Origin of the sequence: Colwellia marinimaniae, assembly GCF_002207865.1 — a bacterium.
Lineage (GTDB): Bacteria > Pseudomonadota > Gammaproteobacteria > Enterobacterales > Alteromonadaceae > Colwellia > Colwellia marinimaniae.
Genome location: NZ_BDQM01000006.1, coordinates 29,748 through 44,498, shown reverse-complemented (window position 1 = coordinate 44,498; position 14,751 = coordinate 29,748). Strand labels below are relative to the sequence as shown.

Annotated in this window: 15 protein-coding genes; 4 read left to right on the top strand and 11 right to left on the bottom strand. The window is 37.7% G+C overall.

The window, feature by feature from the left end:
- Positions 1-3: 3 nt before the first annotated feature.
- The 6 genes from MTCD1_RS05495 to MTCD1_RS05470 form a co-directional block, all read right to left on the bottom strand.
- Positions 4-183 carry a hypothetical protein gene (locus MTCD1_RS05495; RefSeq protein ID WP_057183513.1) on the bottom strand — a complete coding sequence of 60 codons (180 nt, stop codon included), beginning with the start codon at positions 181-183 and terminating at the stop codon, positions 4-6.
- A gap of 576 nt (positions 184-759) precedes the next feature.
- The gene (locus MTCD1_RS05490; protein ID WP_057183514.1) at positions 760-1,656 is read right to left on the bottom strand and encodes a ParB/RepB/Spo0J family partition protein; all 897 of its coding nucleotides are present in this window, start codon (positions 1,654-1,656) and stop codon (positions 760-762) included.
- A gap of 14 nt (positions 1,657-1,670) precedes the next feature.
- A complete protein-coding gene (locus MTCD1_RS05485; RefSeq protein WP_057183515.1) occupies positions 1,671-2,477 on the bottom strand; it encodes a ParA family protein in 807 nt (268 codons plus the stop codon).
- 28 nt (positions 2,478-2,505) lie between these two features.
- Positions 2,506-3,135 (bottom strand): 16S rRNA (guanine(527)-N(7))-methyltransferase RsmG, encoded by a 630-nt coding sequence (gene rsmG, locus MTCD1_RS05480; RefSeq protein ID WP_057183516.1) that lies wholly within the window; start codon positions 3,133-3,135, stop codon positions 2,506-2,508.
- Between the two features lie 58 nt (positions 3,136-3,193).
- Positions 3,194-5,083: a tRNA uridine-5-carboxymethylaminomethyl(34) synthesis enzyme MnmG gene (gene mnmG, locus MTCD1_RS05475; protein WP_057183518.1), complete on the bottom strand. Its 1,890-nt coding sequence runs from the start codon at positions 5,081-5,083 to the stop codon at positions 3,194-3,196.
- 454 nt (positions 5,084-5,537) lie between these two features.
- Positions 5,538-6,029: a flavodoxin domain-containing protein gene (locus tag MTCD1_RS05470; RefSeq protein ID WP_057183520.1), complete on the bottom strand. Its 492-nt coding sequence runs from the start codon at positions 6,027-6,029 to the stop codon at positions 5,538-5,540.
- Positions 6,030-6,195: 166 nt separating this feature from the next.
- Between MTCD1_RS05470 and MTCD1_RS05465 the strand changes: the two genes are divergently transcribed.
- Positions 6,196-6,378, top strand: a complete 183-nt coding sequence (locus MTCD1_RS05465; RefSeq protein WP_057183525.1) for a hypothetical protein — start codon at positions 6,196-6,198, stop codon at positions 6,376-6,378.
- 117 nt (positions 6,379-6,495) lie between these two features.
- On the opposite strand, the gene mnmE is transcribed toward MTCD1_RS05465, so the two are convergent.
- The 5 genes from mnmE to rpmH all read right to left on the bottom strand — a co-directional run bounded on the left by mnmE (position 6,496) and on the right by rpmH (position 10,617).
- Positions 6,496-7,911 (bottom strand): tRNA uridine-5-carboxymethylaminomethyl(34) synthesis GTPase MnmE, encoded by a 1,416-nt coding sequence (mnmE, locus tag MTCD1_RS05460; protein WP_057183526.1) that lies wholly within the window; start codon positions 7,909-7,911, stop codon positions 6,496-6,498.
- 173 nt (positions 7,912-8,084) lie between these two features.
- The gene (gene yidC, locus MTCD1_RS05455; protein WP_057183528.1) at positions 8,085-9,716 is read right to left on the bottom strand and encodes a membrane protein insertase YidC; all 1,632 of its coding nucleotides are present in this window, start codon (positions 9,714-9,716) and stop codon (positions 8,085-8,087) included.
- Between the two features lie 127 nt (positions 9,717-9,843).
- The gene (gene yidD / locus MTCD1_RS05450) at positions 9,844-10,086 is read right to left on the bottom strand and encodes a membrane protein insertion efficiency factor YidD (RefSeq protein WP_057183530.1); all 243 of its coding nucleotides are present in this window, start codon (positions 10,084-10,086) and stop codon (positions 9,844-9,846) included.
- On the bottom strand, positions 10,053-10,439 hold the full coding sequence (gene rnpA / locus MTCD1_RS05445; RefSeq protein WP_057183532.1) for a ribonuclease P protein component: 387 nt from the start codon (positions 10,437-10,439) through the stop codon (positions 10,053-10,055). Before rnpA ends, yidD begins: the two co-directional genes overlap by 34 nt.
- Positions 10,440-10,482: 43 nt before the next feature.
- Positions 10,483-10,617 carry a 50S ribosomal protein L34 gene (gene rpmH, locus MTCD1_RS05440; RefSeq protein ID WP_057183533.1) on the bottom strand — a complete coding sequence of 45 codons (135 nt, stop codon included), beginning with the start codon at positions 10,615-10,617 and terminating at the stop codon, positions 10,483-10,485.
- Positions 10,618-11,059: 442 nt separating this feature from the next.
- On the opposite strand from rpmH, the gene dnaA reads away from it, so the two are divergent.
- From dnaA to recF, 3 genes are read left to right on the top strand one after another with little or no spacing between them, the layout of a single operon-like run.
- Positions 11,060-12,442, top strand: a complete 1,383-nt coding sequence (gene dnaA, locus MTCD1_RS05435; RefSeq protein ID WP_057183534.1) for a chromosomal replication initiator protein DnaA — start codon at positions 11,060-11,062, stop codon at positions 12,440-12,442.
- Positions 12,443-12,485: 43 nt separating this feature from the next.
- Positions 12,486-13,589 (top strand): DNA polymerase III subunit beta, encoded by a 1,104-nt coding sequence (gene dnaN, locus MTCD1_RS05430; RefSeq protein ID WP_057183536.1) that lies wholly within the window; start codon positions 12,486-12,488, stop codon positions 13,587-13,589.
- Between the two features lie 27 nt (positions 13,590-13,616).
- Positions 13,617-14,750 (top strand): DNA replication/repair protein RecF, encoded by a 1,134-nt coding sequence (gene recF, locus MTCD1_RS05425; protein ID WP_057183538.1) that lies wholly within the window; start codon positions 13,617-13,619, stop codon positions 14,748-14,750.
- Position 14,751 lies beyond the last annotated feature (1 nt).

The window sequence follows — 14,751 nt, the reverse complement described above, 5'->3', positions numbered from 1 at the left end:
TAGCTAGGACACTCTGTGGTAATAATCATTATTTTCTTCGACATAACTTTGTGCTTGGGCAATAGAGCCAAAATAATAGCTAAGTAATTTGCTGCGTTTATCGCGAATAGTGATGGGAATATCGAGTTGTTGGACAACATCAAGCCAGGTTTTGACTAGGGTTAACGGCGGTAGTTCTTGCATAGTTTCATCCTTGAAATTCAGAAGTACCGACACCTTACGTCAAATAATGCTGCAAATCAAAAGCTACCACAGATATTTGTTGGTTTTTTATATGCCTTTATTAGCTAAACTTCCTAAAAATAACAGCTTAAACTGGCATAAACACTTAAGGGATAGCCACCAAAAATATCGAACTATCACTGATATTATAAAAACGCTACCTATGACAGAAAGCAAAGGTGAATACATAAAAGTTAGCGTGGGATGAAGTAACATGGATATATACCCGCCAGCGTTCTGAGAGGGTGCTTGAGTAGTAAGTTTGAAGTAATCCTCTGTGTTATTACTGCTTCACCATTATAGTGGTACTCGATCATCACAATAATATCTGCCTTTACTGCAAAATGTAAATTGCAGAATCTAAGCCAATAGCAAAATGTCAATAATGAGCCTTATAGGCAGTAACCGCGACAAGGGCAGGGTTTCAGTAAAAAATTTATAACTTGGCATTCATCAGGTCTACTAAATATATCTGACTAGATAAAAAAAACCAGCACTAAGCTGGTTTCTAATGTTGGTAAGTTTATCGATAAAATATTAGTTAATTTTTGCTAATATCTCGGTAAGCTTTTCTAAATTAGCGTAAGAAATAACCAGCTTACCTTTACCTTTTTTATTGTGGCTAATCGCAACTTTAGCGCCAAGCTTGTCTGCTAAACCTTGTTCCATTGCTACGGTTTCACTGGCTTTTTCAACTTTTTCTTTTGCCGCAAGCGGATTTTGAATATTGTTAATTAGGCTCTCAGTTTCTCTTACCGTTAACTCTTTAGTTGCCACGGTTTGTGCCGCTGACGTTTGTGCTTCACCATCTAGTGCTAATAAAGCACGGGCATGGCCCATCTCAATATCACCATTTTCTAAAAAAGTTTTTACTTCTGGATTTAAGTTATTTAAACGTAATAAGTTACTCACTGTGGTGCGTGACTTGCCAATGGCTATGGCGACTTCTTGGTGGGTTAAATCGAATTCCGTTAATAAACGCTCTAATGCGATCGCTTCTTCCATGGCATTAAGATCTTCACGCTGAATATTCTCAATTAATGAGATAGCTACGGCTGATTCATCCGGTACATTTTTAATGATACAAGGAATAACATCAAGTTTTGCCAGTTTTGCCGCGCGCCAGCGACGTTCACCGGCAATAATTTCATACTGATCACCCGCGACTAAACGCACCACAATGGGCTGAATAATACCTTGCGCTTGAATGGATAATGATAATTCTTCTAGGGCAGTATCCGACATATCACGGCGCGGTTGATATTTACCCGGAACAAGCGAAGCGATAGCAATTTTTTGAAACTCTTTATCGCGAGTTATTTCCGTAGCACTTTCTTGCGCGCTATCCATTGGAGTTGGTGGAATCATTGGTGATAATAAGGCATCAAGTCCGCGACCTAAGCGACTAACGCCTTTACGTTTTGCTGTACTCATAATTTTCCTTTGCGCTAATTGGCGACACTGGCGGTAGCTTTCTGGGCTTTTTTCGCGGTATTATTTTTACGTAACACTTCACCAGCAAGGGCTAAATAGGCTTTAGCGCCAGTTGATGATTTATCATAATACATGACTGGTGTACCAAAACTCGGTGCTTCAGCTAAACGAACATTGCGAGGGATGACAGTACGATAAACCTTATCACCAAAATGTCGTTTTAGTTGCTCAGATACATCATTAGCTAAGCGGTTACGAGGGTCATACATAGTACGAAGTATGCCTTCAATATGTAGTTTATCATTCACCACTGACGTTAACTTAGTGATGGTATCCATAAGTGCTGTTAAGCCTTCTAACGCATAGTATTCACATTGCATTGGCACTAAAACAGAATCAGCTGCCGTCATGGCATTAACGGTCAACATATTGAGTGATGGTGGGCAATCGATAATAATAAAGTCATAGAAGTCTTTTACCGGCGCTAAGGCGTTTTTTAAACGCTGTTCACGGGCGTATACTTCCATCAACTTGATTTCTGCTGCGGTAACATCGGCATTGGCTGAAATTAGATGATAAAGACCTGAGGTTTCTTTAATGACCACTTGTTCAACGCTCTGTTCTTCCACCAGTAATTCATAACAGGTGGCATGAACATTGTATTTATCAACACCACTGGCCATGGTGGCATTGCCTTGCGGATCTAAATCAATTAATAAAACTTTGCGTTTTGTTGCCGCCAACGAGGCCGCCAAATTAACCGCGGTTGTAGTTTTACCTACACCACCTTTTTGGTTTGCAATTGCTATTATTTTTCCCACAAGCGCCTCTATTGTAATTTTTTTGCTTCTAGTGCAACTTCTTCAAAACCAGAACGTGACGTTCACCAACCAAGCCAGGTACGATAATTTTATGACTGTCTACTAAAATAATATTTTCAGGTAATTGTGAAATTTCACTCTGAGGGTATTGCCCTTTCAGTGCAAAAAATCGTCCTTGTTCAGTGGTTATTAAATGCTGACACCAGCTTACCATATCATTAAGGGAAGAAAATGCGCGACTTAGCACACCATCAAAAGGTTGCTCGCCTTGATAGTCTTCAACTCTTGCCTTCACTGGCGTAACATTAGTGAGTTTTAATTTAAAAATCGCTTGTCTAAGGAAGGTAATCCGTTTACCTAAACTGTCTAATAAGACAAAATTTCTTTCTGGGTATAAAATAGCCAGTGGTATACCGGGTAAACCAGGACCCGTGCCTACATCAATAAAATTTTTACCAATAAGTACTTCACCTACCATTAAACTATCCATAATATGTTTAATTAACATATCACTAGGATTCCGAACTGAAGTAAGGTTATAGGTTTTATTCCATTTGTTGAGTAGTTCAACGTATTGAATAAGTAAATCGATTTGCTGCTGAGATACGACAAGCTGGGTTTTACTGATCAGTGTCGTTAATTCTTGTGTTAAAGTCATTTTTATTTAGACCAGCTGCTAACTTGTTAAGTTAGCAGCTCGCCCCTAGCTATTGCTTTTAGCCTAATTTGCGTAAAAGACCGTGTTTTTTTAAGTAGACTAATAATAACGAAATTGCCGCCGGAGTAATACCAGAAATTCGTGAAGCTTTACCAATAGTTTCCGGACGAGCATCTTTTAACTTAGCGACAACTTCATTCGAGAGCCCTGAAATTTGCTGATAATTAAGATCCATTGGGATCAAAGTATTTTCATTACGCTTTTTCTTGGCTATTTCATCTAGCTGTCGATCAATATAGCCAGCGTATTTGGTTTGAATTTCAATCTGTTGAGAAGCCTCTTTATCAGCCGCTGCTGGCCCTAAACCTTCAATTTTCATCAGATCATCATATTTTACTTCTGGGCGACGGATCAAATCTTCTAAACTGGCTTCTTTACTCAAAGGCGATTTTAGCAAGGCATTAATCTGATCAATATTGTGATGATCCTTTTGAACCCAGGTTGAGCGTAACCGCTGACGCTCGAGTTCAATATTTTCCATTTTTTCATTAAATCGTTGCCAGCGAGCATCATCAACTAAGCCAACTTTACGACCTAGTTCGGTTAAACGAATATCGGCGTTATCTTCCCGCAATAACAAACGGTATTCAGCACGCGAAGTAAACATACGATACGGTTCTTTAGTTCCTAATGTCGCTAAATCATCAATTAGCACACCGACATAAGCTTGGTCACGACCGAGAATAAACTCATCGCGCTCTTTTACTCTATTGGCAGCATTAGTTGCGGCAATGAGGCCTTGCGCGGCAGCTTCTTCATAGCCGGTAGTACCATTAATTTGACCGGCAAAATATAAGTTTTGCACAAATTTACTTTCTAAACTCTGCTTTAAATCACGAGGATCGAAGTAGTCATACTCAATGGCATAGCCTGGACGAGTAATAAAAGCATTTTCAAAACCTTTAATTGAACGTACTAAATCAATTTGTACATCAAAAGGTAAACTGGTTGAAATGCCATTAGGGTACACTTCATTGGTAGTTAAGCCTTCAGGCTCAACGAATATTTGATGTGAATTTTTATCGGCAAAACGAGTGATCTTGTCTTCAATAGATGGACAGTATCTTGGGCCTACGCCTTCAATGACCCCCGTATACATGGGAGATCTATCTAAACCATCTCGAATAATCTGATGGGTTTTCTCATTGGTGTGAGTGATATAACAAGATATTTGTTTTGGATGATCAGCACGAGAGCCCATAAAAGAAAATACCGGACGCGGTGTATCTCCTGGTTGCTCTTCCATTACCGAAAAATCTATTGATCTTCCATCAAGCCTTGGTGGTGTTCCTGTTTTTAAACGACCCATTCTAAAAGGCATATCACGCATTTTTTCGGCTAGAGTGATACTGGCAGGATCACCTGCACGGCCGCCTTGATAATTATTTAGACCAATGTGAATTTGTCCTGCAAGGAAAGTTCCAACGGTAAGTACCACTGTTTTGCCTTTAAATTTAAGGCCCATTTGTGTTGATATGCCAACTACGCGATCGTTTTCAAGGATCAAGTCATCACAAGGTTGTTGGAAAATAGTTAAGTTTTCTTGGTTTTCCAAGACGTTTCGTACGTAAGATCGATATAATACGCGATCCGCTTGGGCACGAGTCGCTCTTACGGCTGGACCCTTGCTTGAATTTAATGTTCTAAATTGAATGGCACTATGATCAATGGCCGTTGCCATCAAGCCACCAAGTGCATCAATTTCTTTAACAAGATGACCCTTGCCAATGCCACCAATGGCAGGATTACAAGACATTTGGCCTAGAGTGTCAATGTTATGAGTTAACAACAACGTTTTGCAGCCCATACGTGCTGCTGCAAGTGAGGCCTCGGTTCCCGCATGACCACCACCAACAACAATTACGTCATAAGACTCTTGATACCACATAAATTTACAATCCTGCTTGGTTAAAGTTTTTATTTTAAAACGCAGTGCAAAATTTGCAATGCTTAAAATTAGGAAACGTATTTTAGCGCTTTTTTCTCCTCAGGGATACGATCAAATGCGTAAAAAAGATCTGGGCTGATCTCTAATATATATTAAGAGATCTTTATAAAGATCTTATTACTATTACTTATTAAGATCCTTATTTTCTGTGGGTAAGTACTTTTTCTTTATAAATATTAGTGACTAATAGTAATGATAACCTTGTGATCAAGCCTTGATCAATCTGCTAATAAGCTTTGATCAAAACAGCGACTTATCCACAGGCAGATTAAATCCCAATTTAATCCACTGAATAATAATAGCAAAATAACCGGTTATTCACTGTTTTATCCACAATGTAAAAAATATAGATCAATAACTGTTAATAACTTATGGGTAACTGATCGTGCTAGATCTAAAGTAGATCTTTATTTAAGCTGATCCACTGCTGAGCAAGCTCTTCTGGATCAATATCTTCAGACATATCCAAAGTTTTCAATGGTACTATTTCAGTACAACCCATTGTAATCAATAGTTTTGTTATGTCTTTGGCTGCTTTACAGAAAGTATCATAGCTAGAATCTCCGATCCCTATGGTTAAAAAACTAACCGTGGATAGATCTTGTTCACAATGAGATAGATCACTGGCAAATTGCTTGATGCTGTCTGGGTAGTCTCCAGCACCATGTGTTGAGGTACAAATGATCCAAAGAGGCTTTTTAGGGAGATCACTGTGCTTTTTTTGTTCATTATTGCTCAGAAAAGTATTACTGAGGATGTTATTAAGATCCGGTTTTAAGTGAATATCAACCTTAAAATCAAGTTCAGTTAGGGTTTCTTCACAGGCTTCTGCAACATATTCCGTGCCACCAAGCATACTACCAACAATGATTTGAATTGAGCTCATAGAGGGTCTCTTTTTAATAAAATGGAGTTATATAACGATAATAAGCGGGGAGTTATTGTATTACTTAAGCTAAGTTCGGATAAACAATTACTTTGCATACTTTGTTATATGATGGTTGTATTTTAAACAATAAAAATATAACCAGCACTGTAAGTTGCACATTGTTATGTTGGCCATTAAAGGGCATAAACCGATATATAAAACAGCTGAGGCTGAAAATACCAACAAAATTATTGGCTATATTGTTGCTGCAGAGCAGATAAATAAAAATATCCAAATCGCTGCTTGTATTCAGAGTGGAGGTTCGACTGGCGCTGCTGGGTTATTTAGTAGCCAATATAACGGCTAACATGGTTATCAAAAGATATTGTCGCGTTCGATGAAAAGATTTTAGAGCTAGGTTAATAGTAGCGGAATAATATTCTACGCAGCATAGATTTTAGCTATGCTGCGTTTTTCTTGGTAGTTACTTACCAATACAAAAAGAACTGAAGATCTTACCTAACAGATCATCACTGGTGAACTCGCCAGTTATTTGATCCAATTCCTGCTGACAAATACGTAACTCTTCTGCCAATATCTCACCTGCCACGTAAGACTCAAGTTGCTCTAATCCGATGAGTAAATGCTGATGGGTATTCTCTAGCGCCACTAAATGCCGCCTTCTTGCCATAAATCCACCTTCAGTACTACTTTGATAACCCATAATACTTTTTAAGTGCTCTTTTAGGCTGTCAACGCCTGCACCTGTTTTTGCTGATAAAGTAATGATAGTGTGTTGTGTGCCGTCGGTGTCAGTAAACTCGCTAAAACCGGTTTTAGCATTAGTTACATCGGCTTTATTTCTGATCAGCGTAAGGCCAATATTTGCTGGTAGCTTGGCAAAAAATTCTGGGTAGTAATCTTTAATATCTTGCTCATCTGTTAACACGCTGTGATCTTCACTGCCATCAACCATTAATAAAACCCGATCTGCTTTTTCTATTTCTTGCCAAGCACGCTCAATGCCAATTTTTTCAACCACATCATCGCTATCGCGTAATCCTGCGGTATCAATAATATGTAATGGCATGCCATCGATATGAATTTGTTCGGCCAGTACATCACGGGTAGTACCGGCAATATCGGTAACTATGGCGGTTTGTTTACCACTTAAGGAATTTAATAAACTGGATTTTCCGGCATTTGGGCGACCAGCTATGACGACACGCATTCCTTCACGGATAATACAGCCTTGCTGTGCTTGTTTACGTACATCTTCTACTTTACTGATAATAGTTTTTAAATCAGTAACTATTTTTTTATCAGCGAGAAAGTCAATTTCTTCTTCAGGAAAGTCTATGGCCGCTTCAACATACATGCGTAGGTGAATAATACTTTCGACCATTTCATGCACCAGCTTTGAGAAGTCGCCTTGTAAAGAGTGCATGGCAGAGCGAGCAGCTTGCTCTGAACTAGAGTTAATTAAATCAGCGATGGCTTCTGCTTGGGTTAAATCGAGTTTGTCATTTAAAAAAGCTTGTTCACTAAATTCACCTGGTTTAGCCATTATTACTTTCGGTAGCGCAAGAATTGTCTTCAGCAGCATATCTAAAATTACCGGGCCGCCATGGCCTTGAAACTCAATAACATCTTCGCCAGTAAATGAGTTAGGCCCTTTAAAAAATAGTGCTATACCTTGATCTAATACCTGATTTTTATCCGGTAAGGTCTTATCTAAAAAAGGCAGATATTCTGCTTTTCTTACTTCAGGAATTTTACCTAATATAGCTTGAGCAACATTGGTTGCTTCTGGGCCTGATACTCTAATAATACCGACGCCACCACGTCCTGGTGCGGTTGCTTGGGCGGCGATTGTCGTTGTGTGAGAAATTGATGTCATGGCTAGGTAATTAATTTTAACGGTTGAATGCTGGTATTTTACTGTATTTATAAATTAATACCAATTCTGCTGAGGCTATAGTTGTCATTAATGTCGACAATAAAAAAGGCGATTACTGTTAAACAGTAATCGCCTTTTACTTTATTCATTTTATTGTTAACTCAAGACCGATTTTAAGCTGCTTGTGCTGCTTTTTTCTTAGCAATACCCGCAAATATAATCTTCATTTGGGTAATTGAAATCAAGTTACTGATAAACCAATAAAGTACTAAACCTGACGGGAACCAAGCCATAAATATTGAGAATACTACTGGCATATACTGCATAATTTTTTGTTGCATTGGATCTTGAATGGTCATAGGTTGCATTCTTTGCATAACATACATACTTGCACCCATTAATACGGGTAAGACAAAGTAAGGGTCCATTGTCGATAAATCTTGAATCCAGAAGAAGAATGGTGCATGACGTAATTCAACACTTTCTAAGAATACCCAGTAAAGCGCTAAGAAAATGGGCATTTGCAGTAATAATGGTAAACAACCGCCAGCAGGATTTACTTTTTCTTTACGATACATTTCCATGGTGGCTTGTGACATTTTTTGTCTGTCATCGCCAAAACGTTCTTTTAGCTGGGCTATTTTTGGTGCTAAGTCACGCATTTTAGCCATTGAGGTGTATTGCACTTTAGTTAATGGGTACATACCACCTTTGACAATTAAGGTGATGATAATAATAGCCACACCCCAGTTAGTGACAAAGCTTTGGATAGTTAGCAGTAACCAGAATAAGGGTTTACTGATCATCCATAAGAAACCGTAATCAATCGTTAAACCTAAACCGTCAGAAATTTCGTCTAGTACGTATTGATCTTTAGGACCGACATAAAAAATTGCCGATGTAGTGCCTTGTTGACCAGCATCAATAATAATCGCGGGAGCTTTGAAACCTATTACCGCTTCAAAATTATTACTGTAGCTAGTATATAGCTGGTTACTATCTTCAGCGTTTGGTATCCAAGCTGATACGAAGTAATGCTCAAGCATAGCAACCCAACCACCAACGGTTACTTTAGCTAAGTTAGCATCTTGTATATCATCAAAATCATATTTTTCGTAACGATCTTCTGTGGTTGAATAAGCAGTACCACGATAAGTTGGCAACATACCACCGCCTGTGTCTACCAAGGTAGACTGCTTAAGTTGGCCATACATTTGTACAGATACGCTATTCGCTGTGTTGTTATCTATTATGTATTCAACATTAATGCTGTAGCTATTTTTCTTAAAGGTAAAACGTTTAGTGACCGTCATACCACTGACATCGTTAAAAACTAAATCAATGATTAAGCTATCATTGATTAATTCATAATTGCTTTGCACGCTGGAATAGATTGGGCGACCTTTAATGATACGGTCAATACCGTTAGCACCGGTTAAACCACTTTGAGCAATATATTTTTGATTGCCATTTTGCATGATGGTAAAGGGAATACCATTGCCTTGCTCTGTATCGAAGTTAAGTAATTTTACTTCTACGATATCACCACCTTGACTATTAATTTTTAAGGTGAAGGTGTCAGTGGTCACGTTTATTAACTTTGCCGAAGTCACGTTTGATTTTACCGAGCTTATTTGTGCATCTGATGATTCAGGCACGAAGTCAGCGTTAGCAATTTCACCAGACTGATTTTGGCTAATACTTGTTTGTTGCGTAATAGGTGCATTTTGCTGCTGCCATTGACTAAACAGTAAGTAGGTAACAACCATAAGCGCAATAAAAAGTAGACTGCGTTGGGATTCCATAAAATTTACTTCTCTTCTTTGTTGGCAGGGGAGTATTTTCCCGAGCATAATTTAAATGTGATAAGTGCGTGGCATTTTAATATACGTTTGCTTGATAACCAACACTCTTTTAGTCTAGGTAGGTTATTTATTCTTTTTTTTGTGGCACTGGATCGTCACCACCTTCATTGAGAGGGTGACATCTTAATATACGTTTGCTTGCTAACCAACCACCTTTTATGACACCAAAGCGATTAATTGCTTCGGTTGCATAGCTAGAGCAGCTTGGTTGAAATCGACAATTAGAACCTAGTAATGGGCTAATAAAGCGTTGATAGCCTTTAATACCCGTTATAACTAGTTTTTGTGGCGTTGAATTATTTTGCGCCATATTTTCTCTAATTCTTGATTTATTGTCTTGTTATCAAGTTGATCAATACCAGACTTTACCATAACGACTATATCGATAGCAGGTAAATTATGTTGGTTTAAGCGGAAGCTTTCTCTTATTTGCCTTTTAATACGGTTGCGTTGCACAGCAAGTTTAACTCGTTTTTTGGCTATAGCTAAGCCTAAACGGTTTTTGGCAACTGAATTATGTTTATCAGAGACGAGAGTATGAGGTTTTTGTGTTACTAATAAAGTAAAGTGGCGAGAGCCAAAACGGATAGGTTTAGAAAAAACCGCTTGAAAATGACCGGGAGTCAACAAACGTGACTCCCGATTAAATTTGTAAGTAACCATAGCTAGGTTACCTTATATCAAAAATTGTAAACAAGGTTTGATATTATGCGCTAAGGCTTTTACGGCCTTTGGCACGGCGACGAGCTATAACAGCACGGCCGCTTTTAGTTGCCATACGAGCACGGAATCCGTGGTTACGCTTACGCTTTAGTATGCTAGGTTGAAATGTTCTTTTCATTATGCTAATCCGTCGGTTGTTGTTGCCCTGGCAAAACAGCCTTTTGAGCACACTGGTCTAAAAAAAGAGGCGGAATATTAAATCTTATTAGGGTAATTGTCAATCTTTTATGTTAGCTATTTTACTATGATCCTTTGGTATTTATCCTAGGATCATGGTGATCTTTATGGTGTTCACTAACTATATTCACAGTTTTACCACATTGCTGTTGGACCATCTGGATAACTAATTTGGTAAATTGCTTGTTTAAAGCTTAAATCATCAATAATAAGTAGAGTTATTTTTGTGATAAATATTATAGTATTTTTATTATTAACAAAGACTTAACATTAGTTAATCAAAAAAAATGTAGAATAGTTAAAAGTCAATATTGCACTTGTGGATAACTCCATAGATAATAGCCCTCAGAAAAATATTAACCTAGTAATTACTGGAGTTTTGGTTGGATCATTCCCCTTGGCAACGATGCCTATCTGTTCTACAAGAAGAATTGCCTGCTCAGCAATTTAGTATGTGGATCCGACCTTTGCAGGCCGTTGTCAATGACAATGTTATGACGTTATATGCACCTAACCGTTTTGTACTTGATTGGGTTAGAGATAAATACGTCAATCGGATTAATGAACTTTTAAGCATTAATGAAGCAAATAATCCATTGTTGCTGCGTTTTGATGTTGGCAGTAAACCTATTGTTAATACAACAACTAATATTTCAACACCGGCGAATGTTCGTGGTAATGAAAATATGTTTGCTCGCTCAACTCCTGCTGTCAAAATTTCCCAGCCGGTAAGTAATATTCCTAAAAAATCCAACATACGACTAAATTACACTTTCGATAACTTTGTTGAAGGTAAATCTAATCAACTTGCCCGTGCTGCGGCCTCGCAAGTTGCAGATAACCCAGGCACTGCTTACAACCCTTTATTTATCTATGGGGGCACAGGTTTAGGTAAAACGCATTTATTACACGCGGTTGGCAATGCTATATTACTTAAAAACCCCAATGCTAAAATTGCCTATATGCATTCAGAGCGATTTGTCCAAGATATGGTTAGAGCATTACAAAATAATGCCATGGAACAATTTAAACAATATTACCGGTCAGTTGATGCATTACTTATTGATGATATTCAATTTTTTGCTGGTAAAGAGCGTACTCAAGAAGAGTTTTTTCATACGTTTAATGCTTTACTTGAAGGAAATCAACAGGTTATATTAACTAGTGATCGTTATCCTAAAGAAATTGTTGGTGTAGATGACCGGTTAAAATCTCGATTTGGTTGGGGATTAACTCTTGCCATTGAACCGCCCGAACTTGAAACTCGTGTTGCCATTTTAAAACGTAAGGCGCAAGAGAGTCAGATCAACCTAGCAGATGAAGTTGCTTTCTTTATTGCCAAGCGCCTGCGTTCTAATGTTCGAGAATTGGAAGGGGCATTAAATCGTGTTATTGCTAATGCTAATTTTACCGGTCGTGCCATAACCATTGATTTTGTCCGTGAAGCATTACGTGATTTATTAGCACTGCAAGACAAGCTGGTTACTATAGATAATATTCAGCGCACCGTTGCCGAATATTATAAAATTAAGATTTCCGATTTATTATCGAAACGCCGCAACCGTTCTGTCGCTAGGCCTAGGCAAATAGCCATGGCATTATCTAAGGAATTAACCAATCATAGTTTACCTGAGATTGGCGATGCCTTTGGTGGCCGAGATCACACCACTGTTTTACATGCTTGTCGCAAGGTTAAATCTTTACGTGAAGAAACGCATGATATTAAAGAAGATTATTCTAATTTAATCAGAACACTTTCGTCTTAGTTTTTATAAAATAAAAATACTAGCCATTCAAGCAGGTAAAAAAATGAAGTTTTCACTGAATAGGGAATTATTACTTAAGCCACTATTATTGGTTTCTGGTGCAGTAGAACGAAAAAGCACCTTGCCCATTCTAAGTAATGTACTTTTTGAAGTAAGTGGTCAATCACTTACTCTGACCGCTACAGATTTAGAGTTAGAAATGGTTGCTTATGCACAAATTGATAATCAAGGTGAAGATGGAAAAATTACTATTCCAGCGCGGAAATTATTAGATATTTGTAAAAGTTTACCTGATAATTCTTTGATATCTTTTGAGGTCATTAATGAGACGATTAAGTTATCATCTGGTCGTAGTCGCTATTCTCTGTCAACGTTACCAGCAGCAGATTTTCCTAATATTGAAGAATGGCAGGGCGATGTTGAATTTAAGCTGTTAAAGTCTGAATTTTTGCGCCTAATTGAAAGTACTCATTTTTCCATGGCCAACCAAGATGTTCGTTACTATTTGAATGGCATGTCCATTGAAAGCGACGGTAATGAAATCCGTTCTGTCGCTACCGATGGTCATCGTCTGGCTATCTGTAAAATTTCAAACGACTCGCTCGATTTACCGGTTAGACAAGTTATTGTGCCGCGGAAAGGTATTTTAGAGATTATACGTCTACTGGCACCCGTTGATGAGTTGGTGCAGATTTTTTTAGGCTCTAATCATATTCGCATTATAGACACAGAGTTTTCTTTTACTAGTAAATTAGTTGATGGTCGCTTTCCTGATTACCGTCGAGTATTACCTCGTAATGGTGATAAAGTTTTTGAAACAAATAAAGATGAACTTCGTCAAGTGCTTTCACGAGCATCAATATTATCGAATGAAAAGTTTAAGGGTGTACGTTTAAACTTCTCTAAGACTAATTTAAAAATAACAGCGAATAATCCTGAGCAAGAGCAAGCGGAAGAAGAAATTGAAATCGATTTTCCTTACGATGATTTAGAAATTGGTTTTAACGTAAGTTATGTGCTTGATGTGTTAAACGCTATTAAAGATGAGAACGTTAAATTTACTTTGGCGGATGCAAATAGTAGTGTTGTTATTGAAGGCAGTAGTAATAGCGAAGCGCTTTACGTTGTCATGCCTATGCGTTTATAGTTTTCAATAAAATTATTATATCTACAGATGAGTGTTGCAAAACTAACTACTTATAACTTTAGAAATTTATCATCGGTAACTATAGATTTTCACCCTAAGCTTAACTTCTTTGTTGGCGATAATGGCAGTGGTAAAAGTAGTTTACTTGAAGCTATTTTTTTTATTGGACACGGAAAATCTTTTCGTACCTCTAAGGTAGAACATCTAGCAAGTTATGATACTGATAATTTTGTTGTTAGTATAAAAGATGATAATGATTTACAACTAGGTCTTAGTAAAAATACAGCTTCAGGGGTAACGTTAATAAAGATAAATGGTGAGCGGCATGCTCGATTATCTGAACTCGCCAAGAATATTGCCGTACAAATAGTTACGCCCGAAAGTTTTAAGCTTTTTTTTGGTGGACCCAAAGAACGTCGACGCTTTATCGATTTAGGTATGTTTCACGTGAAACATGATTTTTCTAAACAGTGGCGGGAATTTAATCGGGTACTTAAGCAGCGTAATGCTTGCATCAGAAATGCTTTAGATAAATCGAGTTTAGATTACTGGACTAAAATATTTTGTCAGTTATCAGAAAATGTTGCCGAGACCAGATCACAATATGTTGCCGACCTAGTGACAGAATTGCCTTTCTGGTTGGCTATATTATTACCTAATATAGCGGCAAAGGTTAGTGTGCAATATTTACAGGGCTGGCCACAAAAAAAGAATTTAATGGCAGCGCTACAGGATAGTCATGAAAGAGAGCAAGGTTTTGGTTATAGTATCTATGGCGCGCATAAATTTGATGTTAAATTTCTTATCGCTAAGCAGCCATTAGAAAGTCAACTTTCAAGGGGACAACAGAAGTTGTTTTTATTGGCATTAACATTTGCACAAGCTAAATTAATTGCAAGAGTTAATCGAGTAAAACCAATTTTACTTATTGATGATGTAGGTGCTGAGTTAGATAGTAATTCAAGGCAGGCTTTATCAAATGCAACGAGTAAATTAGATTGCCAAGTTGTTATTACGGCAATTGAAGAAAGTGTTCTGCAACCTTTTTTTAATGACAGCCAAGTTATTAATAATGAGGGTAGCGAAAAGAATAATTATCATATGTTTCACGTGAAACATGGTGTTATATTACCTGTGAATAATTCAGTAATGATTGAGTAGG

Bases quoted from the DNA above. Each gene is read 5' to 3' on its own strand.
- MTCD1_RS05495 (WP_057183513.1), bottom strand. From the start codon at position 183: ATGCAAGAACTACCGCCGTTAACCCTAGTCAAAACCTGGCTTGATGTT.
- MTCD1_RS05490 (WP_057183514.1), bottom strand. From the start codon at position 1,656: ATGAGTACAGCAAAACGTAAAGGCGTTAGTCGCTTAGGTCGCGGACTT.
- rsmG (WP_057183516.1), bottom strand. From the start codon at position 3,135: ATGACTTTAACACAAGAATTAACGACACTGATCAGTAAAACCCAGCTT.
- mnmG (WP_057183518.1), bottom strand. From the start codon at position 5,083: ATGTGGTATCAAGAGTCTTATGACGTAATTGTTGTTGGTGGTGGTCAT.
- MTCD1_RS05470 (WP_057183520.1), bottom strand. From the start codon at position 6,029: ATGAGCTCAATTCAAATCATTGTTGGTAGTATGCTTGGTGGCACGGAA.
- MTCD1_RS05465 (WP_057183525.1), top strand. From the start codon at position 6,196: ATGTTGGCCATTAAAGGGCATAAACCGATATATAAAACAGCTGAGGCT.
- mnmE (WP_057183526.1), bottom strand. From the start codon at position 7,911: ATGACATCAATTTCTCACACAACGACAATCGCCGCCCAAGCAACCGCA.
- yidC (WP_057183528.1), bottom strand. From the start codon at position 9,716: ATGGAATCCCAACGCAGTCTACTTTTTATTGCGCTTATGGTTGTTACC.
- yidD (WP_057183530.1), bottom strand. From the start codon at position 10,086: ATGGCGCAAAATAATTCAACGCCACAAAAACTAGTTATAACGGGTATT.
- rnpA (WP_057183532.1), bottom strand. From the start codon at position 10,439: ATGGTTACTTACAAATTTAATCGGGAGTCACGTTTGTTGACTCCCGGT.
- rpmH (WP_057183533.1), bottom strand. From the start codon at position 10,617: ATGAAAAGAACATTTCAACCTAGCATACTAAAGCGTAAGCGTAACCAC.
- dnaN (WP_057183536.1), top strand. From the start codon at position 12,486: ATGAAGTTTTCACTGAATAGGGAATTATTACTTAAGCCACTATTATTG.
- recF (WP_057183538.1), top strand. From the start codon at position 13,617: ATGAGTGTTGCAAAACTAACTACTTATAACTTTAGAAATTTATCATCG.